We start from the raw sequence: 20,044 nt of genomic DNA, 5'->3' as shown, positions 1-20,044 counted from the left end.
GGGATGCCCGGCGTTCCCGGCACCGTAATCGCGGATCCCGGGCCCCGATACCCGGGATCGACAAACCCCCGCAGGCGGACTAGCCCAGCCGGACCTATCAGTGACGCGGGCGTAACTTCAGCGGCGCAGGTACGCCAGCTGGGCCCGGACCGACAGCTCGGCAGCCCCCCACAGGACCGGGTCGACGTCGGAGTAGACCTGCTCGACGACCTGGCGCGGCAGGTCCTCCTCGGCGATCCCCTCGGGGTGCGGCTCGGCGGTGAGCCGGGCGAGCGCGTCGCGGACCTGGTCGAGCCGCTGCGCCCGGTGGCTGATGTAGTAGTCGAGCGCCCCGAGCGCGTCCTCGATCACCGGACCGTGGCCGGGCCAGATGGTGGTCACCTGCCGCGACTCCGCGAGCGCGTGCAGCCGGTCCAACGAGTCCAGGTAGGCACCGAGCTCACCGTCCGGGTGCGCCACCACCGTGGTGCCGCGGCCGAGCACGGTGTCCCCGGTCAGCACCGCGTCCTCGACCGGCAGCCAGAACGACAGCGAGTCGGTGGTGTGCCCCGGGGTGCCGACGACCCGGACCTCGAGACCGTCCACCTCGACCACGTCGCCGTCGGCGAGGCCCTCCGAGCCGAGCCGGTACTCCGGATCCAGAGCCCGTACGCCGCAGCCCCAGCGGGTCGCGAACTCCTTGGCCGACTCGGAGTGGTCGTAGTGGTGGTGGGTCAGGAGCACCGCGCCGACCTCACCGGCCACGGCTTCGATCGCCGCGAGGTGGGACGCGTCCGGCGGACCCGGGTCGACGACCACCGAGCGACGCGCGCCGGGCTCGCGCAGCACCCAGGTGTTGGTGCCGTCGAGGGTCATCAGGTTGGCGTTCGGCGCGAGCACGCACCGGCCGCGCTCGCCGAACGTGCCGCCGGCCCAGGTCATCCCTGGCCCCACCGGGCCGTCTTCGCCCGTTGCGTCAGCAGCGCGTCGGCCTCGGGCGGACGGGTCAGCGTGAAGCCCTCGCCCTCGGTCTCCACGGCCGGGCAGAACATCTCCACCCGACGCTCGGCGGCCGCGGCCAGCACGGCTGCCGGGTCGTCGTACCGGGCGACGTCGAGGCTGGTGATGTACGTCGGCGGCAGCATCAGGATCTCGCGCTCCTCGGCCTGCTCGACCGCCCGGATCGCCGGGAGCCAGACCACCTGGTCGGACTCGGTGGAGACGTCGCGGGTGACCTGACCGGCCGGCAGCTCGGCGACGAAGAACCAGGTCCGGTAGCGCCGCGGCTCGAAGATCGGCGTCAGCCAGCCGGCCCAGGCGCCGAGCAGGTCGGTGCGCAGCACCAGCCCGCGGCGCGACAGGAACTCGGTCATCGCCAGCTCGCGCTTCTCCAGCGCGATCCGGTCGGCCTCCCAGTCGGCACCGGTGGTGTCGGCCACCACGGCGTCCGGGGACTCGCCGGCCAGCAGCACGCCGGACTCCTCGAAGGTCTCCCGGACCGCGGCGCAGACCAGCGCCCGAGCCTGGGCCTCGTCGGTTCCGAGGCGCTCGGCCCACGCGGCCGGGGACGGGCCCGCCCAGGCGATCTCGGTGTCGAAGTCGCGGGGGTCGACGCCGCCGCCGGGGAAGACGCACATGCCGCCGGCGAACTCCATCGAGACCTGCCGGCGCAGCAGGTAGACCTCGGGCCCCTCGGCACCCGGACGCAGCAGCACTACGGTGGCGGCGTCGCGGGGCTCGGCCGGCGTCTTGCTGCCGTCGGCGAACTCGGCGGCCGCCTCGGCGAACGCCGCCGGCAGCTGGACGAGGCCGGCCATCAAACTTCGACGATCAGCTCGACCTCGACGGGGGCGTCGAGGGGCAGGACCGGTACGCCGACCGCGGACCGCGCGTGCCGGCCGGCGTCTCCGAAGACCTCGCCGAGGAGCTCGGAGACGCCGTTGGCGACCAGCGGCTGGCCGGTGAAGTCGGGGGTCGAGGCGACGAAGCAGACGACCTTGACGATCCGCTTGACCGCGCTCAGGTCGCCGACCTCGGCCCGGATCGCGGCCAGGGCGTTGAGGGCGCACTGCTGCGCGCAGGCGACGGCCTCCTCCTGGGTGACCTCGCCGCCGACCTTGCCGGTGTTCATCAGCTGGCCGTCGCGCATCGGCAGCTGGCCGGAGGTGAAGACGTGGATCCCGCTGCGCACGGCCGGGATGTACGCCGCGACCGGCTTGGCGACCTCCGGAACGCTCAGCCCGAGCGCGCCCAGGCGCTCCTCCGGGGTGCTCATCAGCTCACCAGCGGGCGCTTCAGGAAGGCGATCAGGCCACCCTGGTCGTTCTTCTCGATGTGGACGAGCTCCCAGCCGTCCTGCCCGAAGTTGTTCAGCATCAAGGTCTCGTTGTGGAGCGGAATCGGCGCCACCTGGTACTCCCACTTGTTCATGCAGCCGACTCTAGAGGGCCGCCGACTAGTTTGGGCGGGTGGCCCAGGACCCTCCGCACCCGGACAGCTTTCCCGACGCGACCGTCCGGTACGCCGAGCACGACGCCGGGGTGGTCGACCTGCACCTGCCGTCGGTCCCGAACGGCACGCTGGTGGTGCTGGTGCACGGGGGCTTCTGGAAGGAGCGCTACGACCGGACGCACACCCGCCGCCAGGCCCGCTCGCTCGCCGAGGCGGGCTACCTGGTGGCGACGCCGGAGTACCGCCGGGTCGGCGGAGGCGGCGGCTGGCCGACCACCGGGACCGACCTCGAGGAGGCGCTGGCGGCACTCCCCGAGCTGGCCGACCTGGTCGGGGTCGGCTGGGACCGCGCGGTGATGACGGGTCACTCGGCCGGCGGCCACCTCGCGCTGTGGTTGCTGAGCCGGCCGCTGCCGTTCGCGTTCGACGTCGTCGTCGGGATCGCGCCGGTCTGCGACCTGGTGCTCGCCGACGAGCTGCACCTGGGCTCGGGAGCGGTCGCGCAGCTGCTGGACGGCGCGCCGATCACCGAGGCCGATCCGATGACCCTGCTCGCGGATCCGCCGGCGGCCGAGGTCGTCCTGGTGCACGGCGTCGCGGACGACGAGGTCCCGATCGAGCTCAGCCGCGGCTTTGCCGCCGTACATCCTTGGGCTCGTCTGACCGAGCTCCGCGGGGTCGGCCACTACGAGTTCCTCGACCCTCGGTCCCCCGCCTGGGTCACCGTCGCGCAGACCCTCCACCCGCCGAGTGGGCCCTAAATACCGTTGAGTTGTCCGCCTCGACGGTGTCTACGGCCCATTCGACGGCAACTGGGGCCTACTCAACGTAGTGGGGGTTCGGTTTTCGCTCGGACCTCGGCGTCGGTGACGTCGGGGGCGAGCTCGACGAGGACGAGGCCCTCGGGGGTGATGTCGAGGACGCAGAGGTCGGTGATGATCCGCTGGACGACGCCGCGGCCGGTGTAGGGCAGCGAGCACTCGTTGACGATCTTGAGCTCGCCGTCCTTGGCGACGTGCTCCATCAGCACGATCACCCGCTTGGCGCCGTGGACCAGGTCCATCGCCCCGCCCATGCCCTTGACCATCTTCCCCGGGATCATCCAGTTCGCGATGTCTCCGGCTGCGGAGACCTGCATCGCACCCAGGATCGCGGCGTCGATCTTCCCGCCGCGGATCATCCCGAAGCTGGTCGCGGAGTCGAAGAACGACGCTCCCCGGCGCAGCGTGACGGTCTCCTTGCCGGCGTTGATCAGGTCGGCGTCCTCTTCCCCGTCGTACGGGTAGGCACCGACGCCGAGGATCCCGTTCTCGGACTGGAGCACGAGCTCCACGTCGTCGGGGACGTAGTTCGGCACCAGCGTCGGTAACCCGATGCCGAGGTTCACGTAGCTGCCGTCGGTCAGCTCCGCGGCGGCCCGGGCCGCCATCTGCTCACGGGTCCAGCTCATCGCGCACCTCCGGAGGTCGTCGCGGCGCCGAGCTCGGAGCGGGGCCGGACCGTCCGCTTCTCGATCCGCTTGTCCTCGGCCTGCTCGGGCGTCAGCGCGACGACCCGCTGCACGAACACGCCGGGGGTGTGCACGTCGTTGGGGTCGATCTCGCCCGGCTCGACCAGGTGCTCGACCTCCGCGATCGTGACCCGCCCGCACATCGCCGCCAGCGGGTTGAAGTTGCGCGCGGAGTCGCGGTAGACGAGGTTGCCGTGCCGGTCGCCCTTCCAGGCCCGGACCAGCCCGAAGTCCGCGGCGATCGCCGACTCCAAGACGTACTCGCGGCCCTCGAACTCGCGGGTCTCCTTGGCCGGCGACGCCACCGCCACCGACCCGTCGGCGGCGTACTTCCAGGGCAGACCGCCCTCGGCCACCTGGGTGCCGCCGCCGGTGGCGGTGAAGAACGCCGCGATCCCGGACCCGCCGGCCCGCATCCGCTCGGCAAGGGTGCCCTGCGGGTTCAGCTCGACCTCGAGCTCACCGGAGAGGTACTGCCGCGCGAACTCCTTGTTCTCCCCCACGTACGACGACACCATCCGCCGCAACCGGCGAGCCATCAGCAGTCGGCCGAGACCCCAGTCATCGACACCGCAGTTGTTCGAGACCGCCTCCAGGTCGGTCGGCCCCGCCTCCAGCAGCGCCTCGATCAGCACCGACGGGATCCCGCACAACCCGAACCCGCCGACCGCCAGCGTCGCCCCGCTCGGGATGTCCGCCACCGCCTCAGCAGCACTGGCCACGACCTTGTCCATACCCTGCTCCCTGCGTCTCGACCCGTCCGACGTCCGAAGGTTAATGATCGCTAACCACGCAGTGATTGTCCAGCCCGCGCTGTGGCCCTCCTCACGGCCGCGAGCGGCGAACCCTCCCGCAATCCTCCGGTGAACCAATAGGCTCCTCCGCATGGCAGAGCCCGCACCAGCCTCGGACTTCCCCGGAGTCCAGCTGCACATCGTCACCGGCAAGGGCGGCACCGGTAAGTCGACGGTCGCCGCGAGCCTGGCGCTGGCGCTCGCCTCCCGAGGGAAGACGGTGCTGCTCTGCGAGGTCGAGGGACGCCAGGGCATCGCCCAGCTCTTCGACGTACCGCCGCTGCCGTACGAGGAGCGCCTGCTCGCCCGCGCCACCGAGAAGGACCACGGCAACGTCTACGCCCTGGCGATCGACGCCGAGTCCGCGCTGCTGGAGTACCTCGCGATGTACTACCGCCTCGGTCGTGCCGGGAAGGCCCTGGACCGCTTCGGCGTGATCGACTTCGCGACCACGATCGCTCCCGGCGTCCGCGACGTGCTGCTCACCGGCAAGGTCTACGAAGCCGCGCAGCGCAACTCGCGCAACAAGAACGCCCGCACCTACGACGCCATCGTCCTGGACGCGCCCCCGACCGGCCGGATCACCCAGTTCCTCAACGTCAACAACGAGCTGGCCGGCCTCGCCAAGGTCGGCCCGATCAAGGCGCAGGCCGACACCGTCACCACGCTGCTGCGCTCCAGCCGGACGGCCGTGCACCTGGTCACCGTGCTCGAGGAGATGCCGGTGCAGGAGACCGTCGACGGGGTCAACGAGCTCCGCAGCGCCGGGATGCCGGTGGGCGGCGTGGTCGTCAACCTGGTCCGGCCCCAGGACCTGGACGAGCCGGCCCGCGAGCAGCTGCTCGCGGGATCGGTCGACACCAAGGCGCTCGGCAAGGCGCTGACCTCGGCCGGCGTGAAGGCGCCGATGTCCATGGTGCCCACCCTGGTCGCCGAGGGCCGCGACCACGCCGAGCGACGCCGGCTCGAGGACTCCCAGCGGAGCCTGGTCGAGGAGATCGGCGTGCCGACGTACGAGCTGCCGCAGCTGGCAGGCGGGGCCGACCTGGCCGGCCTCTACGAGCTGGCCGCCGAGCTGATCGAGCAGGGGCTGGCATGAGTCGTACGACGGCCCGGGTCGGCCCGATGACCGCGACCCCCGGACCCGTGCCCGCGCTCGACGTGGACGCGATGCTCGACGACCCGAAGCAGCGGATCATCGTGTGCTGCGGATCGGGCGGGGTCGGCAAGACCACGACCGCCGCCTCGATCGCACTGCGGGCCGCCGAGCGCGGACGCAAGGTCGTCGTCCTGACCATCGACCCGGCTCGGCGGCTGGCCCAGTCGATGGGGATCGAGGCGCTCGACAACACCCCGCGCCCGGTGCCGGGGGTGGCCTCGACGGGCTCGACCTCCGGCGGCAGCCTCGACGCGATGATGCTCGACATGAAGCGCACCTTCGACGAGGTGGTCGAGAGCCAGGCCAGCCCGGAGAAGGCGCAGCAGATCCTGAACAACCCGTTCTACATCGCGGTCTCCAGCTCGTTCGCGGGCACCCAGGAGTACATGGCGATGGAGAAGCTCGGCCAGCTCGACAAGGACGCCCGCGCGTCCGGCCGCTGGGACCTGATCGTCGTGGACACGCCGCCCTCGCGGAGCGCGCTGGACTTCCTGGACGCACCGGAGCGGCTCTCCAGCTTCCTCGACGGCAAGTTCATGAAGCTGCTGCTGGCGCCGGCCCGCGGACCGGCGAAGCTGATGACGGCCGGCTTCGGCCTGGTCACCAAGGCGGTCACGACGATCATCGGCGGCCAGGTCCTCAATGACATGCAGGCCTTCGTCTCCGCCTTCGACACCCTGTTCGGCGGCTTCCGGCAGCGGGCGCAACGCACGTTCGAGCTGCTCCAGGCGGAGGGGACCTCGTTCCTGGTGGTCGCGGCTCCGGAGCCGGACGCCCTGCGCGAGGCGGCGTACTTCGTCGAACGGCTCAGCGCGGAGAAGATGCCGCTGGCCGGACTGGTCGTCAACCGGGCGAGCACCGACCCGGGCGGGGACCTGACCGCGGCCGCGGCGATGTCGGGCTACGAGAAGCTGCGCGACGCCGAGGACGACGTGACCCGGATGGCGGCCGGCCTGCTGCGGCTGCACGCCGACCGCAAGCTGATCGTCGAGCGCGAGAGCCGGTTGCGCAGCAGGTTCGCCACCGCGCACCCGCGGGTGCGCACCGTCGTCCTGCCGGCGCTACCGACGGACGTGCACGACCTCGACGGCCTCCGACGCATCGGAGACCTGCTGAGCCACGGCACCGAACCTCAAGGCTGAGACGGGCCGCGGCTCCGCGGGTTCAGGCAGAGGCGATCTCGACGGCTTCGAGGTGCGCGTCCTTGGCCGCCGACAGCAGCGCCCGCCAGGACGTGACGTTCGGGCGCTTGCGGAGGACGGCACGGCGCTCACGCTCCGTCATACCGCCCCACACGCCCCACTCGATCCGGTTGTCGAGAGCCTCGGCGAGGCACTCGGCGCGTACCGGACAGGCCGCGCAGACGACCTTGGCCTTGTGCTGTTCGGCCCCCCGGACGAACAACTCATCAGGCCGCGACTTCTGACACGTCGCGGCAGCAGCCCATTCTTCGTTCCAAGACATTGAAACCCCCATTGAAAAACACTGTGGTCTCCGGCCCAACAGGGCCGGTCCCCCCACATAACGAAACTTAAGGTTCTCTGAGAACCTCGTAACAGGTCCGAACGTGCCGAATCGCCCTAGTCCTTACGGACTACTACAACTAGTCACCTGCCGATTGGTTACGGGAACGGGGCGGGCTGGAACCACGGCCTAGACTGGCCCCCATGTCGAGCCGTGGCCCCTCCCTGTCGTTCCGCGACGTCACGTCGCACCTCGGAGTGATGGTCGCGCTCTCCGCCCTGATGGGCCTGCTCGTCGCCGGCCTGGTGATCCCGTTCGCCGGAGCGCTCGGCGTCGGCGCCAAGTCGCTCTCCAAGACCGTCAAGGACCTCCCCGAGGAGCTGTCGGCGGCGCCGCTGGCCCAGCGGACCCGGGTGCTCGACGCGAGCGGCCGCACCATCGCCACCTTCTACGACCAGAACCGGGTCAACGTCCCGCTCTCCGACGTGGCGCCGATCATGCAGAAGGCGATCGTCGCCATCGAGGACTACCGCTTCTACCAGCACGGCGCGATCGACCTGAAGGGCACCCTGCGGGCGTTCCTCACCAACCAGGCCAACGACGGCATCACCCAGGGCGGCTCGTCGATCACCCAGCAGATGGTGAAGATGACGCTGGTCAACGAGGCCACCACCAAGGAAGAGCGCAAGGCCGCGACCGACGACACCTACCAGCGCAAGATCAAGGAGCTCCGGTACGCCATCGGCGCCGAGCAGAAGTACTCCAAGGACTGGATCCTGGAGCGCTACCTGAACATCGCGTACTTCGGCGACGGCACCTACGGCATCCAGTCCGCGTCCCGGCACTACTTCAGCAAGGACGCCAGCAAGCTCACCCTGCGCGAGGCCGCCCTGCTCGCCGGTCTCGTGAAGAACCCCGTCGGCTACGACCCGACCAGCTCGCCGGAGAAGGCCCTCGACCGGCGCAACACCGTGCTGCGCCGGATGGCCGAGCTCAACATCGTCGACAAGGAGCTGGCCGACAAGGTCGAGGCGACGCCGCTGGGCCTGAAGGTCAGCCCGACCCGCAACGGCTGCCTCGGCTCCAAGGCGGCGTTCTTCTGCGACTACGTCCGCCGGTACCTGCTGCAGGACCCGTCGCTCGGCAAGACCGTCTCCGACCGCCAGCAACTGCTCAACTCCGGCGGCCTGACCATCAGGACGACGGTGGACCTGCGGTTCCAGCGCGCCGCGGACCGCTCCACCTCGCGCCACGTGAAGGCGACCGACTCGGCGATCGGTGCGCTGGCGATGGTCGAGCCCGGCACCGGCAACGTCAAGGCGATCAGCCAGTCCCGGCCGATGGGCCGCGCCAAGAAGAAGGGCGAGACCTTCCTCAACTACGTCGTGAACAGCAAGTACGGCGACTCGGCCGGTTTCCAGCCCGGGTCCACCTTCAAGCTCTTCGTGCTCGCCAGCGCCCTGGAGCAGGGTCTGCCGCCGAGCACGGCGTTCAACTCGCCGCGCAACATGCGGATCCCGCAGAACGAGTACGAGACCTGCAACGGGCCGTACCCGAACACCGCTCCCTGGAACGTCAGCAACTCGACCACCAACGGCCGCAAGGACATGTACACCGGCATGCGGGAGTCGGTGAACACCTACTTCGCGCAGCTGGAGAAGAAGACCGGGCTCTGCAAGCCGTACGCGCTGGCCAAGGCGATGGGCGTCGACCTGACCCACCCGGCGTCGGAGCGGGTCCCCAGCTTCACGCTGGGTGCCGCCGACGTCAGCCCGCTGGAGATGGCCGAGGCCTACGCGACAGTCGCCGCCCGCGGCGTGCACTGCGAGGCCCGGCCGGTGACCCGGATCCTCAACTCCGAGGGCCGGATCTTCAAGGACTACCCCAAGCAGTGCGACCAGGTGCTGGAGACCAACACCGCCGACACCATCAACGACATCCTGCGCGGCGTGATGACCGGTCGCGGCTTCGGCGCCGGCCTCGCCCTGGACAAGCCGTCGGCCGGCAAGACCGGCACCACCACGTCCAACAAGGCGGTCTGGTTCGACGGCTACACCCCGACCCTGGCGACCGCGTCGATGATCGCCGGCGCCAACAGCCAGGGACAGCCGATCTCGCTGAACGGCCAGACCGTCGGCGGCTCGTACATCGTGTCCGCGCACGGCTCCACCACCGCCGGACCGATGTGGGCCGACGCCATGCGCGATGTCCAGGACCTGCTCCCGGACATCGACTTCGTCAGTCCCGACAGCTCGATGTTCCGGCTCATCGACATGAAGGTCCCGAACGTCGAGGGCATGCGGGTCAACGACGCCATCGCCGAGCTCGAGTCCAGCGGCTTCGTGGTCCGGGTCCGCGGATCCCGCAACGGCCGCGTGGTCGCGATGAGCCCCCGAGGCGGCTCGTCGATTGCCTCCGGCTCCACCGTGACGATCTACGCGTCAGGCGGTCGCGGCGGCAACAACACGGCCACGCTGAGCACCCCGAACCCCGGAGGCACGACCCCACCGGGGAACGGCAACGGAAACGGCAACGGGAATGGGAACGGCAACGGGAACGGAAACGGCAACGGGAACGGCCCCGGCAACTAGCGCCCCGCAGGAGCCCCTCAGCCGAGCTGGCGCTTGACCTCAGCGGCCACGATCCCGCCGTCGGCGCGTCCCTTGACCTGAGGCGTCACCACGCCCATCACCTTGCCGATGCCGCGCGGGCCGAGCTCGGCAGCGCCGGTCTGGGCGATCGCGTCGGCGACCAGCGCGCTGATCTCCTCGGCGTTGAGCTGCTCGGGCAGGTAGCCGGCGATCACCGCGGCCTCGGCCCGCTCCTTCTCCGCCTGCTCGACCCGGCCGGCGGCGTCGAACGCCTCGGCCGCCTCGCGACGCTTCTTGCCCTCGCCGCCCAGCACGGTCAGCACGTCGTCATCGGTGAGCTCGCGGGCTTCCTTGCCGGAGACCTCCGCGTTGGTGATCGAGGTCAGCACCATCCGCAGCGTCGACGACGTGACCTCGTCCCGCGCCTTGATCGCGGCGGTGAGGTCGGCACGGAGGCGCTCTTTCAAATCACTCATGGGTCCATTGTGGCAGCCTTGTCACATGAGTTCCCGATCTCGGTTGGCCCGGACCGTAGGCCGCACGGTGGGCCTCGGCGCCCTCGCCGGGATCGCCGGGATCGGGTACGCCGTCGCCGAGACCCGCAACTTCACCACCCGGCACTTCGACATCACCTGCCTGCCCGCCGGCAGCAAGCCGATCCGGGTGCTGCACCTGAGCGACCTGCACCTGACCCCGAGCCAGGGCGTCAAGCGCCGCTGGATCGCGTCCCTCGCCGACCTCGAGCCGGACCTGGTGGTCAACACCGGCGACAACCTCGCGCACATGGACAGCGTCGGCCCGCTGCTGCAGGCGTTCGGACCGCTCCGCGACGTTCCCGGGGTCTTCGTTCTCGGCTCGAACGACTACTACGCCCCCAAGCTGCGCAACCCGCTCTGGTACCTGATGCCCGACGACGGCGAGCGCAACACCTCGACGCCCGAGCTGCCCTGGAAGCTGCTGAAGGAGGAGCTCTCCCAGGGCTGGCTCGACCTGACCAACACCTCGGGACGGCTCGAGGTCAACGGGAGCACGCTCGCCTTCGCCGGCGTCGACGATCCGCACCTGGAGTACGACGACCTGGCGGCGGTCGCCGGACCGGCGCCGTCCGACGCGGACCTGCGGATCGGGGTGGCCCACGCGCCGTACCTGCGGGTCCTGGACCAGTACGCCGCCGACGGGTACGACGTGACGCTGGCCGGGCACACCCACGGCGGTCAGCTCTGCCTGCCGGTCAAGGGTGCGCTGGTGACGAACTGCGACCTCGAACCGGCCCGCGCGAAGGGGCTGCACCGTCATCCCGCCGATTCCCGACCCGGAGATCCGGGGTCGTCGTGGCTGCACGTCTCCGCCGGCGCCGGCACCTCGCCGTACGCCCAGATCCGGTTCTGCTGCCGCCCGGAGGCCAGTCTCCTGACCCTCCTCCCGGCGAAGTCCTGACCCGATTTCATCCTGCCGACAACCTTTGGCTAGACTCGCCCAGGCTGCAGCGGGCTGTGGCGCAGTTTGGTAGCGCGCGTCGTTCGGGACGACGAGGCCGCAGGTTCAAATCCTGTCAGCCCGACAGTGAGATGTCGCAGGACATCGGAATCGCCCGGACTCACGGAAGTGGGTCCGGGCTGATTCTTTTCCGGGCCGAGCCGGGCCGATTGCTGCGGTCGCGGCCGACGACTTCGTACGGTCGTCGACCGCTCTCCGCTCTCAAACCCACCTGGCTGCCGCGCTTCGGAGACCACTAGTGGCAGAATCCGGACATGCCCACTGAACCGGACACGAGCGGCAACGAACCGAACCTGGAGTTGCCCAGCCTCAGCCTCGGATTCGGCCGGAAGCGCCGGAGCAAGAACACCCCCGCGCCGGCGGCCGTGACCGAGACTGACACGGTGGTCGAGGAGGCCCCCGCCGCTCCGGAGGAGCCGGTGGTCGAGGCGGTGGTCGAGCCCGAGGTCGCGGAGGCGCCTCCCGCTCCCGCCCCGGCGCGGGCTCCCGTACGGCCGGCGGCTCCTGCTGCTCCGACTCGCGCCGGTGGCGCTGCTGCCCGTCCTGCTGCCCGTCCTGCTGCTCGTCCCGCTGCTCGCCCTGCCGGATCCGCCCCCGCTGCTCCGGTACGCGCGGTCGCGCCGCCGCGGCCCGTGCTGCCGCCGGTCGTGGAGGAGCCCGAAGCGCCAGCGCCTCCCGTGGCGGAGGCGCCCGAGTCGCCGGCGCCCGTGGCGGAGGCGCCCGAGGCACCGGTCGCCGAGGCACCTGCTCCCGAGGCACGCGAGGCCGACGCTGTGGTCGAGGCCGCCGCCGCCGAGACTGCGGCACCCGCTCCCGCAGCCGAGGAGCCCGCAGCCGACGCACCGGGGGCCGACGTACCTGCCCCGGACGCAGGTGAGGCCGACGCCGACCTGAACGCTCCCGTGGCTGACGTCGCGGCCACCGAGACCGTCGAAGCGTCCAACGACACCCTGTCGGAGGTCGCTGCTGAGGAGCCGCTGGCGCCCCCGGCAGCAGCCCCCAGGGCCCCGCGGGCACCCGAGCGCGCCCAGGCTCCGGAGCAGGCCCCAGAAGAGGCGCCAGAGCAGGCTGCTGAGCAGGCTGACGAGGTCGAGGGCCCGATCGCGACGATGGCGGCGGCCGCCGCGGCGCGGGACGCCGCCGACGAGCCGACGATCGCTCTCGCCACGCCGACCAAGTCCCGGCGGCGGCGCGCGACCGACGCGGCGACGGTCCCCGAGTCGCACCGCGACCAGGTGCACGCGCGTCGTGAGCAGGCCAAGCAGACCAAGGCCGAGAAGGCCGCGCTCAAGGCCGAGAAGCGTTCCAGCCGTCAGCGCAAGCAGCCGGCGGACGCCCTGGCCGCCAAGATGCCGCGGATCAAGCCCGCCTACGCCGCCCTGCTCACCGGCCTCATCTCCGGCCTGGTCTGCGTCCTGCTGGCGAAGGGCGCCAGCGTCGGCTGCGAGGCCGTGCGCGACAACGACAGCTGCGGTGGCGGCATCGGCCTGCTGGCCCTGGTCGCCATCCTCGCCATCGAGGTCCTGATCGGTGCCAACCTGCTCAAGGCGTTCAAGGTCGCCGACCCGTTCAGCACCGCGTTCCTCGGGGTCGGCCTGGTCGCGATGGCGGCGATGCTGTTCTTCCTGGACGACCTCAACGAAGCACGGATGGTCGCGATCATCCCGGTGCTCACCGCGGCGGCGTTCCTGCTGTCGTGGTGGGTGACGGTCCGCTTCGTCGAGGAACAGCCCTCGCCGGAGTAGCCCGCGTCAGAGCCGGGCTGCGACCAGCTCGGCGATCTGCACGGTGTTCAGCGCGGCACCCTTGCGGAGGTTGTCGTTGCTGACGAACAGCGCCAGGCCGCGGTCGTCAGGCACGCCCGGGTCGGTGCGCAGCCGGCCGACGTACGACGGGTCCTGACCGGCAGCCTGCAGCGGGTTCGGGATGTCGCTCAGCTCGACACCGGGAGCGTCGGCGAGCAGCTCCCGCGCGCGCTCCGGCGTCATCGACCGGGAGAACTCGGCGTTGATCGCCAGCGAGTGCCCGGTGAAGACCGGCACCCGCACGCAGATGCCCGAGACGAGCAGCTCCGGCAGACCGAGGATCTTGCGGGACTCGTGGCGGAGCTTCTGCTCCTCGTCGGTCTCGTTGAGGCCGTCGTCCACGATCGAGCCGGCCAGCGGGACCACGTTGTAGGCGATCGTCCGCTCGTACTTGTTCGGCGCCGGGAACGCGATCGCGCCGCCGTCGTACGCGAGCTCGCGGGACTTCTCTCCGGCAGCGTCGACCTGGGAGGCGAGCTCCTCGACGCCGGCCACGCCCGAGCCGGAGACGGCCTGGTACGTCGACGCGATCAGCCGGACCAGGCCGGCCTCGTCGTGCAGCGGCTTGAGGACCGGCATCGCGGCCATCGTCGTGCAGTTCGGGTTCGCGATGATCCCGCGGCGGGCGGCGATCACGCCCTCCATCGCCTCCGGGTTGACCTCGGAGACGACCAGCGGGATCTCCGGGTCCTTGCGGAAGGCGCTGGAGTTGTCGACGACGATCACCCCGGCGTCGGCGAACTTCTGCGCGAGCGCGCGCGAGGTGGTGGCCCCGGCCGAGAACAGAGCGATGTCGAGACCCGACGGGTCCGCCGTGGTGGCGTCCTCGACGGTGATCTCGCGGTCGCCGAACGGCAGCACCGTGCCGGCCGAGCGGGCCGAGGCGAAGAAGCGCACCTGGTCGGCGGGGAAGCCCCGCTCCAGCAGGATGCTGCGCATCGCGACGCCGACCTGACCGGTCGCGCCGACGATGCCGATGTTCACGTTCCGGCTCATCGTCCGGTCCCTCCGTAGACGACCGCCTCGACCTCGTCGGAGCCGAGGTCGAACGCGGCGTGCGCCGCCCGTACGGCGTCCTCGACCTGGGTCTCCGCGACGACCACCGAGACCCGGATCTCCGAGGTGGAGATCATCTCGATGTTCACCCCGGCGTCCGAGAGCGCCTCGAAGAAGCGCGCCGAGATGCCCGGCGAGGAGCTCATGCCGGCGCCGACGATGGAGACCTTGCCGACGCTGTCGTCGTACAGGAGGCCGGCGAAGCCGACCGAGTCCTGCAGCCGGGAGAGCGCCGTCATCGCGGTCTGACCCTCGCCGCGCGGCAGCGTGAACGAGATGTCGGTGAGGCTGGTCGCCGCCGCCGACACGTTCTGGACGATCATGTCGATGTTGATCTGCGCGTCGGCGACCGCACGGAAGATGGCCGCCGCCTCGCCCGGCTTGTCCGGGACCCCGACGATGGTGACCTTCGCCTGGCTCCGGTCGTGGGCGACACCGGTGATGATGGCTGCTTCCATGGTGCTCTCCTGTGAGTCGTCGGTCCCGACCTTGTCGGCACTGGTCACCCAGGTGCCCTCCTTGTCGGAGAAGGACGACCGGACGTGGATGGGCATGTCGTAGCGGCGCGCGTACTCGACGCAGCGCAGGTGCAGGATCTTCGCGCCCTGCGCGGCCATCTCCAGGGTCTCCTCGTAGGAGATCCGGGGGACCTTGCGGGCCCGCGGCTCGATCCGCGGGTCGGCGTTGAAGAAGCCGTCGACGTCGGAGTAGATCTCGCAGACGTCGGCCTTCAGCGCCACGGCCAGCGCAACGGCCGTGGTGTCCGAACCACCGCGACCGAGCGTGGTGATGTCCTTCGTGGTCTGGGAAACACCCTGGAACCCGGCCACGATGGCGATCGCGCCGGCGGCGAGCGCCTCCTCGATCCGGCCCGGCGTGACGTCGATGATCTTTGCCCGGCCGTGCTCGGCGTCGGTGATCACCCCGGCCTGCGAGCCCGTGAACGAGCGAGCCTCGTGACCGAGGTCGTGGATCGCCATCGCCAGCACCGCCATCGAGATCCGCTCGCCGGCGGTGAGCAGCATGTCGAGCTCACGGGCGGGCGGCAGCGGCGAGACCTGGTTGGCGAGGTCGATCAGGTCGTCGGTGGTGTCCCCCATCGCGGAGACGACCACGACGACCTGGTTGCCGGCCTTCTTGGTCTCCACGATCCGGCGGGCCACCCGCTTGATCGATTCGGCGTCGGCAACCGACGAGCCGCCGTACTTCTGCACGACAATGCCCACGACTGCTCTCCTTGGCGATTCGTTCCGGATTCCTGACCACGATTCTCGCGGGCGAGGACGGCCTTTGGCCAAGGAGATTCTACCGAGCGGACGCAGCCGACCCCGAACACGTGCCGAAGGGTGGTCCTTCTTAGGCTTGGCGCATGACCCAGCTCGAGAACGTCACCGTCCTGGCGCAGTCGAACGTCTACTTCGACGGAAAGTGCGTGAGTCACACCGTGCTGCTCGCCGACGGGACGAGGAAGTCGGTCGGAGTGATCCTGCCGGCGACGCTGACCTTCACCACCGGCGTCGCCGAGACGATGGAGATCGTCGCCGGGAGCTGTCGGGTGCGGCTGGCCGGCGCGTCCGACTGGACCGAGTACGCCGCCGGGTCGTCCTTCGACGTCCCGGGCGACTCGTCGTTCGACATCGAGGTCGCCGAGCAGCTCGACTACGTCTGCAGCTACGCGAGCTGAGGGCCGTCGCGGCCGGACTCGCACCGCCGCAGGGTCTGCCGGGTCGGGTGGTGCACCTGACCCTGGCCCGCGGCTGACCGGTTCCGGGGTTCCGCGCCTGCGCCGACCTGCCCGTTTCGCGCCCGCCGGGCGCGGTTCGGTGCCTAGGCTGGGCCCGTGGGCACCTCGACCGCCTTCGCGACGTTCGTCGGGCGCCGCGAAGAGCTTGCGACCACCCGGCAGCTGCTCAGCGCGTCGCGGGCCGTGACGCTGACCGGGGTCGGCGGGGTCGGCAAGACCCGGATCGCCGAGCAGCTCGTCGCCCACCTGCAGGCTGACGACCGCGAAGTCTGGTTCGTGGAGCTGGCAGACCTGGCCGAGCCGTCGCTGCTGGGCAACGTCGTGGCCACCGAGCTCGGGCTGCAGGCCCCACCGGGACCGTGGACCAACAGCTACCTGACCGACTACCTCGCCGAGCGGCCGGGGCTGCTGGTCCTGGACAACTGCGAGCACCTGCTGACCGAGGTGGCCGACCTGGTGTCCGCGGTGGTCGAGCGCTGCCCGCAGATCCAGGTGCTGGCCACCTGCCGGATGCCGCTCGGGATCGCTGCCGAGGTCGTCCTCCAGATCTCGCCGATGGCGGTCCCCGGCGACCTCGGCGCGCTCGACCCGACCACGGTCGGCCAGGTCGATGCGGTCCGCCTGTTCGTCGACCGGGCCCGGAACGCCCTGCCCGGCTTCGCCCTCACCGAGGCCAACACCGCCGCCGTGTCCGAGGTGGTGGTCGCCCTCGACGGGCTGCCGCTCGCGCTGGAGCTGGCCGCCACCCGGGTCCGCACCCTCTCGCCCGAGGCCCTGGCGATCCGGCTCCACGACCGGTTCGGCGTGCTGGCCCACGGCTTCCGCGACGCCCCGGGCCGGCACCAGTCGCTGGAGGCCTCGGTCGACTGGACCTACGCCCTGTGCAGCGAGGAGGAACAGCTGCTCTGGGCCCGACTCTCGGTCTTCGCCGGCGGGTTCGACCTCGAGGCAGCCGAGGTCGCCTGCTCCGGCGACGGCGTGGACCGGGCCCGGGTCCTCGACGTGCTCTCGACCCTGGTCGACAAGGCGGTCGTCACGCGGCTCACCGCGGCCTCGTCCAGGTTCCGGATGCTGGAGACGCTCCGCGACTACGGTCTGCGCCGGCTCGGCGAGGCCGAGGGGTCGCAGTACTGGCGGGAGCGGCACCGCGACTGGGCCGCCGGGCTCGTCGACGAGGCCTGGGAGTCCTGGGCCGGGCCCGACCAGGCCTCCTGGCTGGAGCGCCTCGACGCCGAGCACGCCAACCTGCGGGCCGCGCTGGACCTCTCCGACCAGACCCCGGCGTCGGCAGCCACCGGGCAGCGGATCTGCTGCCGGTTGCAGACCTACTGGGTGGCCACCGGGCAGCTCAGCGAGGCCCGGATGTGGGCCGGGCGGATGCTCGCCCATCCCGGCGGCGCGGACCAGGACCGGGCGGAGCTGCTGGTGATGTGCGCGTTCATGGCCGCCATGCAGCTCGATCTGCCGGCCGCCTCGGCCCTGCTCGACGAGGCGGAGCCGCTGGTGCAGGCGCTCGACAACGACGTGCTTCGCGGCTCCTTCCAGTACGCCGGCGGGCTGGTCCGGATCTACCGCCGGGACTTCCGGGGCGGACTCGAGCTCGAGCTGGAGAGCGTGGCGGCGTTCCGCCGTACCGACGACCGGTTCGGTCTGCTGCGTTCGTTGCACTCCTGCGCGCTGAGCCTCGGCTTCGTCGGCGAGGTCGACCGCGCGACCGCGATGTCCGACGAGCTGCTGGCCCTCTGCGAACGGACCGGCGAGTCCTACGTCCGCTCGCACGCACTCTGGGCGCGCTCGCTGAAGGCGATCCTGGACGGCGACCTGGAGCTGGGACGGACGACCAGCAAGCAGGCGCTGGAGCTGTCCTGGAGCCTGCGTGACCAGGTCGGCATCGGGCTCCGCCTCGAAGGGCTCTCCTGGCTGGCTGCGAAGGAGGGGCGCGACGAGCACGCGGTGACCCTGCTCGGGGCTGCCGCCGCCGTGTGGCGGCGACTCGGCGTCCCGGCCGACCGGGCTCCGTTCGTGGGTGCGGCTGACGACGTCGTCCCGCACCGGACTGCCGGCCCGGTCGAGCTGCCCGAGCAGTACGCCCGCGGGCAGGAGCTGGGGCTGGCCGACGCGGTGCGCGTCGCCCTGGAGGGCATCGAGCCGGTCGCACCGGGCGCGTCGGCAGCGGGCGTCGCGAACCTGGCGCCGCTGACCAAGCGCGAGGTCGAGATCGCCGCCCTGGTCGCCGACGGCCTGACCAACCGCGCGATCGCGACCGAGCTGTTCCTCTCCGACCGGACCGTCCAGGGCCACGTCCAGAACATCCTGCGCAAACTCGACCTCAGCTCGCGGGCCGGGATCGCGTCCTGGTTCGTCCGGCGTACCGGCGCAGCCGACCCGAGGGCCTGACTCGACGGGCTAGAGGAGCTCTCCGTCGAGGACGGCGTCGGCGGCCTCGAGCTGGTCGGTCTCGTCCACGTCGAGGTCGAGGCGGTCGTGCGCCACTACCGAGTGCAGCGCCGCGACGACCCCGCAGGCCTGGGAGCCCCAGGAGGCGAGGTAGGAGTACTGCCACCACCAGAGCGCCTCCTCCACGTTGCCGGCGCGGAAGTGCCGCAGCCCGTTGGCGATGTCGGTGGCGATCAGGGTCAGGTCGTCGGAGAGGTTCGAGGTGAACGTCTCCGGGTCGTACGGCTCGAAGTTGTGGCTGTAGGTGTCGGCGTCGCCGAGCTTGTCGGCGAGCCGCAACCGCATCGCGTCCAGGTCCGCGTCCGGGCCGACGTCGGGCTGGTACTCGGTCTCGGGCTGGAAGTCCTGCTGGGCGCCGAGCCGCGCTCCGGCGAGCAGCAGCTGGCTCACCTCGAGCAGCAGCAGTGGAACCGCGGACCCGGGCTCCTCCTCGCGGGAGATCGCCTGCAACCCGAGCAGGAATGCCTCGGCCGCGTCGGCGATCTGCTGGCCGAAGTCCTCGAACTCGCCCTCACTCATGACATCCCACCCTCGTCGCTCACCAGCACTGCCTCAATCACCAGCATTGCGCCTCCCGGCGAAAGCCCTGCCCAAGGTGACCTCGTCGGCGTACTCGAGGTCACCACCCACCGGTAGTCCACTCGCCAAACGCGTCACCTGCAAGCCCATCGGGCGCAACATCCGGGTCAAGTAGGCCGCCGTGGCGTCGCCCTCGATGTTCGGATCGGTCGCCAGGATGATCTCGGTGACGGTGTCGTCGTTGAGCCGGGCGATCAGCTCGCGGATCCGCAGCTGCTCCGGCCCGATGCCCTCCAGCGGCGAGATCGCCCCGCCGAGGACGTGGTAGCGGCCGCGGAACTCACGGGTCCGCTCGATCGCGACGACGTCCTTGGACTCCTCGACGACGCAGATCAGCGCCGGGTCGCGGCGGGGGTCGGCGCAGATCCGGCAGGTCTCCTCCTCGGAGACGTTGCCGCAGACCACGCAGAACCGTGCCTTCGCCTTGACCTCGATCAGGACGTCGGCCAGGCGGCGTACGTCGGCCGGGTCGGCGGCGAGCAGGTGGAACGCGATCCGCTGCGCACCCTTCGGACCGACCCCGGGCAACCGCCCGAGCTCGTCGATCAAGTCCTGGATGACACCTTCGTACAAGAGTCAGCCACCTGCCGGCCGGAAGCCGAGCGGGGCCGGGGGTTCGGTGCCGCCCAGGGCACCCGCGAGCGGGCCGAGCGCAGCGGCTGCGGCGGTGTCCGCCTTGGCCTTGGCGTCCCGGTACGCCGCGACCACCAGGTCGCCGAGGTCCGCCAGCGACTCCGGGTCGGAGCCGTCGAACGCACCGGGGGCGATCGCGACCGCGGTCAGGTCGCCGACACCCGTGACGGTGGCGGTGACGCCGCCCGCCGTGCCCTCGACGAGGGTGCGCGCGAGCTCCTCCTGGGCCGCCATCATCTGGGACTGCAGCTGCTGGGCCTGCTCCAGCATGGCGCCCAGGTCGAGGGCTCCCCCGCCGAACGGGTTCTGCTCGGTCATCGGCACT

At 71.0% G+C, this 20,044-nt stretch carries 21 protein-coding genes and 1 tRNA gene; 9 read left to right on the top strand and 13 right to left on the bottom strand.

Annotation, left to right across the window (positions count from 1 at the left end; translation table 11 throughout):
* Positions 1–117: 117 nt before the first annotated feature.
* From EFK50_RS10265 to sp36, 4 genes are read right to left on the bottom strand one after another with little or no spacing between them, the layout of a single operon-like run.
* Positions 118–921: an MBL fold metallo-hydrolase gene (locus EFK50_RS10265; protein WP_123227470.1), complete on the bottom strand. Its 804-nt coding sequence runs from the start codon at positions 919–921 to the stop codon at positions 118–120.
* Positions 918–1,796 (bottom strand): NUDIX hydrolase, encoded by an 879-nt coding sequence (locus EFK50_RS10260; protein ID WP_123227469.1) that lies wholly within the window; start codon positions 1,794–1,796, stop codon positions 918–920. Before EFK50_RS10260 ends, EFK50_RS10265 begins: the two co-directional genes overlap by 4 nt.
* Positions 1,796–2,254: a RidA family protein gene (locus tag EFK50_RS10255; RefSeq protein WP_123227468.1), complete on the bottom strand. Its 459-nt coding sequence runs from the start codon at positions 2,252–2,254 to the stop codon at positions 1,796–1,798. The genes EFK50_RS10260 and EFK50_RS10255 overlap by 1 nt, the downstream gene beginning before the upstream one ends.
* On the bottom strand, positions 2,254–2,409 hold the full coding sequence (sp36, locus tag EFK50_RS22175) for a Sp36 family protein (protein WP_183407760.1): 156 nt from the start codon (positions 2,407–2,409) through the stop codon (positions 2,254–2,256). The genes EFK50_RS10255 and sp36 overlap by 1 nt, the downstream gene beginning before the upstream one ends.
* Before the next feature lie 38 nt (positions 2,410–2,447).
* Between sp36 and EFK50_RS10250 the strand changes: the two genes are divergently transcribed.
* Positions 2,448–3,191, top strand: coding sequence for an alpha/beta hydrolase family protein (locus EFK50_RS10250; RefSeq protein WP_123227467.1), 744 nt, complete (start codon positions 2,448–2,450; stop codon positions 3,189–3,191).
* Between the two features lie 62 nt (positions 3,192–3,253).
* On the opposite strand, the gene EFK50_RS10245 is transcribed toward EFK50_RS10250, so the two are convergent.
* The gene (locus tag EFK50_RS10245) at positions 3,254–3,880 is read right to left on the bottom strand and encodes a CoA transferase subunit B (protein WP_123227466.1); all 627 of its coding nucleotides are present in this window, start codon (positions 3,878–3,880) and stop codon (positions 3,254–3,256) included.
* Positions 3,877–4,674 (bottom strand): CoA transferase subunit A, encoded by a 798-nt coding sequence (locus EFK50_RS10240; protein WP_123227465.1) that lies wholly within the window; start codon positions 4,672–4,674, stop codon positions 3,877–3,879. Before EFK50_RS10240 ends, EFK50_RS10245 begins: the two co-directional genes overlap by 4 nt.
* Before the next feature lie 151 nt (positions 4,675–4,825).
* Here EFK50_RS10240 and bagA point away from each other — a divergent pair, with 151 nt between their 5' ends.
* Entirely contained in the window at positions 4,826–5,833 is a 1,008-nt protein-coding gene (gene bagA / locus EFK50_RS10235; protein WP_123227464.1) for an ATPase BagA, read from the top strand.
* Complete coding sequence (gene bagB / locus EFK50_RS10230) at positions 5,830–7,035, top strand: ArsA family ATPase (protein ID WP_246004113.1); 1,206 nt, start codon at positions 5,830–5,832, stop codon at positions 7,033–7,035. Before bagA ends, bagB begins: the two co-directional genes overlap by 4 nt.
* Positions 7,036–7,057: 22 nt before the next feature.
* Here bagB and EFK50_RS10225 read toward each other — a convergent pair whose 3' ends face one another.
* Complete coding sequence (locus EFK50_RS10225; protein WP_123227463.1) at positions 7,058–7,357, bottom strand: WhiB family transcriptional regulator; 300 nt, start codon at positions 7,355–7,357, stop codon at positions 7,058–7,060.
* 203 nt (positions 7,358–7,560) lie between these two features.
* On the opposite strand from EFK50_RS10225, the gene EFK50_RS10220 reads away from it, so the two are divergent.
* Complete coding sequence (locus tag EFK50_RS10220) at positions 7,561–9,948, top strand: penicillin-binding protein (RefSeq protein WP_123227462.1); 2,388 nt, start codon at positions 7,561–7,563, stop codon at positions 9,946–9,948.
* 17 nt (positions 9,949–9,965) lie between these two features.
* Here EFK50_RS10220 and EFK50_RS10215 read toward each other — a convergent pair whose 3' ends face one another.
* Positions 9,966–10,424 (bottom strand): GatB/YqeY domain-containing protein, encoded by a 459-nt coding sequence (locus tag EFK50_RS10215; protein ID WP_123227461.1) that lies wholly within the window; start codon positions 10,422–10,424, stop codon positions 9,966–9,968.
* Between the two features lie 25 nt (positions 10,425–10,449).
* Here EFK50_RS10215 and EFK50_RS10210 point away from each other — a divergent pair, with 25 nt between their 5' ends.
* The 3 genes from EFK50_RS10210 to EFK50_RS10200 all read left to right on the top strand — a co-directional run bounded on the left by EFK50_RS10210 (position 10,450) and on the right by EFK50_RS10200 (position 13,190).
* Complete coding sequence (locus tag EFK50_RS10210; protein ID WP_123227460.1) at positions 10,450–11,385, top strand: metallophosphoesterase; 936 nt, start codon at positions 10,450–10,452, stop codon at positions 11,383–11,385.
* A gap of 50 nt (positions 11,386–11,435) precedes the next feature.
* Positions 11,436–11,509, top strand: a tRNA-Pro gene (locus EFK50_RS10205).
* Between the two features lie 190 nt (positions 11,510–11,699).
* Positions 11,700–13,190: a YibE/F family protein gene (locus tag EFK50_RS10200; RefSeq protein WP_148046114.1), complete on the top strand. Its 1,491-nt coding sequence runs from the start codon at positions 11,700–11,702 to the stop codon at positions 13,188–13,190.
* A 6-nt stretch (positions 13,191–13,196) separates the two neighbouring features.
* Here the strand turns inward: EFK50_RS10200 and EFK50_RS10195 are convergent, their stop codons facing one another.
* Entirely contained in the window at positions 13,197–14,246 is a 1,050-nt protein-coding gene (locus EFK50_RS10195; protein ID WP_123227458.1) for an aspartate-semialdehyde dehydrogenase, read from the bottom strand.
* Positions 14,243–15,532, bottom strand: a complete 1,290-nt coding sequence (locus tag EFK50_RS10190; RefSeq protein ID WP_123227457.1) for an aspartate kinase — start codon at positions 15,530–15,532, stop codon at positions 14,243–14,245. The genes EFK50_RS10195 and EFK50_RS10190 overlap by 4 nt, the downstream gene beginning before the upstream one ends.
* Before the next feature lie 143 nt (positions 15,533–15,675).
* Between EFK50_RS10190 and ppnP the strand changes: the two genes are divergently transcribed.
* Positions 15,676–15,990, top strand: a complete 315-nt coding sequence (gene ppnP / locus EFK50_RS10185) for a pyrimidine/purine nucleoside phosphorylase (protein WP_123227456.1) — start codon at positions 15,676–15,678, stop codon at positions 15,988–15,990.
* A gap of 156 nt (positions 15,991–16,146) precedes the next feature.
* Positions 16,147–18,447: an ATP-binding protein gene (locus tag EFK50_RS22630; protein WP_123227455.1), complete on the top strand. Its 2,301-nt coding sequence runs from the start codon at positions 16,147–16,149 to the stop codon at positions 18,445–18,447.
* Between the two features lie 9 nt (positions 18,448–18,456).
* Here EFK50_RS22630 and EFK50_RS10175 read toward each other — a convergent pair whose 3' ends face one another.
* Genes EFK50_RS10175 through EFK50_RS10165 form a run of 3 tightly spaced genes read right to left on the bottom strand, consistent with a single transcriptional unit; the run spans position 18,457 to position 20,037 of the window.
* Complete coding sequence (locus EFK50_RS10175; protein WP_123227454.1) at positions 18,457–19,026, bottom strand: DUF5063 domain-containing protein; 570 nt, start codon at positions 19,024–19,026, stop codon at positions 18,457–18,459.
* 33 nt (positions 19,027–19,059) lie between these two features.
* Positions 19,060–19,659 (bottom strand): recombination mediator RecR, encoded by a 600-nt coding sequence (gene recR / locus EFK50_RS10170; protein ID WP_123227453.1) that lies wholly within the window; start codon positions 19,657–19,659, stop codon positions 19,060–19,062.
* Between the two features lie 3 nt (positions 19,660–19,662).
* Positions 19,663–20,037, bottom strand: coding sequence for a YbaB/EbfC family nucleoid-associated protein (locus tag EFK50_RS10165; protein WP_123227452.1), 375 nt, complete (start codon positions 20,035–20,037; stop codon positions 19,663–19,665).
* Positions 20,038–20,044 lie beyond the last annotated feature (7 nt).

The organism is Nocardioides marmoriginsengisoli, from assembly GCF_003725695.1.
GTDB lineage: Bacteria > Actinomycetota > Actinomycetes > Propionibacteriales > Nocardioidaceae > Marmoricola > Marmoricola marmoriginsengisoli.
The sequence above is the reverse complement of the archived record's forward strand: the minus strand, read 5'-3'. Positions and strand labels throughout refer to the sequence as shown.

Coding starts and splice junctions, on each gene's coding strand:
- EFK50_RS10265 (WP_123227470.1), bottom strand. CDS start 921: ATGACCTGGGCCGGCGGCACGTTCGGCGAGCGCGGCCGGTGCGTGCTC.
- EFK50_RS10260 (WP_123227469.1), bottom strand. CDS start 1,796: ATGGCCGGCCTCGTCCAGCTGCCGGCGGCGTTCGCCGAGGCGGCCGCC.
- EFK50_RS10255 (WP_123227468.1), bottom strand. CDS start 2,254: ATGAGCACCCCGGAGGAGCGCCTGGGCGCGCTCGGGCTGAGCGTTCCG.
- sp36 (WP_183407760.1), bottom strand. CDS start 2,409: ATGAACAAGTGGGAGTACCAGGTGGCGCCGATTCCGCTCCACAACGAG.
- EFK50_RS10245 (WP_123227466.1), bottom strand. CDS start 3,880: ATGAGCTGGACCCGTGAGCAGATGGCGGCCCGGGCCGCCGCGGAGCTG.
- EFK50_RS10240 (WP_123227465.1), bottom strand. CDS start 4,674: ATGGACAAGGTCGTGGCCAGTGCTGCTGAGGCGGTGGCGGACATCCCG.
- bagA (WP_123227464.1), top strand. CDS start 4,826: ATGGCAGAGCCCGCACCAGCCTCGGACTTCCCCGGAGTCCAGCTGCAC.
- bagB (WP_246004113.1), top strand. CDS start 5,830: ATGAGTCGTACGACGGCCCGGGTCGGCCCGATGACCGCGACCCCCGGA.
- EFK50_RS10225 (WP_123227463.1), bottom strand. CDS start 7,357: ATGTCTTGGAACGAAGAATGGGCTGCTGCCGCGACGTGTCAGAAGTCG.
- EFK50_RS10220 (WP_123227462.1), top strand. CDS start 7,561: ATGTCGAGCCGTGGCCCCTCCCTGTCGTTCCGCGACGTCACGTCGCAC.
- EFK50_RS10215 (WP_123227461.1), bottom strand. CDS start 10,424: ATGAGTGATTTGAAAGAGCGCCTCCGTGCCGACCTCACCGCCGCGATC.
- EFK50_RS10210 (WP_123227460.1), top strand. CDS start 10,450: ATGAGTTCCCGATCTCGGTTGGCCCGGACCGTAGGCCGCACGGTGGGC.
- EFK50_RS10200 (WP_148046114.1), top strand. CDS start 11,700: ATGCCCACTGAACCGGACACGAGCGGCAACGAACCGAACCTGGAGTTG.
- EFK50_RS10195 (WP_123227458.1), bottom strand. CDS start 14,246: ATGAGCCGGAACGTGAACATCGGCATCGTCGGCGCGACCGGTCAGGTC.
- ppnP (WP_123227456.1), top strand. CDS start 15,676: ATGACCCAGCTCGAGAACGTCACCGTCCTGGCGCAGTCGAACGTCTAC.
- EFK50_RS10175 (WP_123227454.1), bottom strand. CDS start 19,026: ATGAGTGAGGGCGAGTTCGAGGACTTCGGCCAGCAGATCGCCGACGCG.
- EFK50_RS10165 (WP_123227452.1), bottom strand. CDS start 20,037: ATGACCGAGCAGAACCCGTTCGGCGGGGGAGCCCTCGACCTGGGCGCC.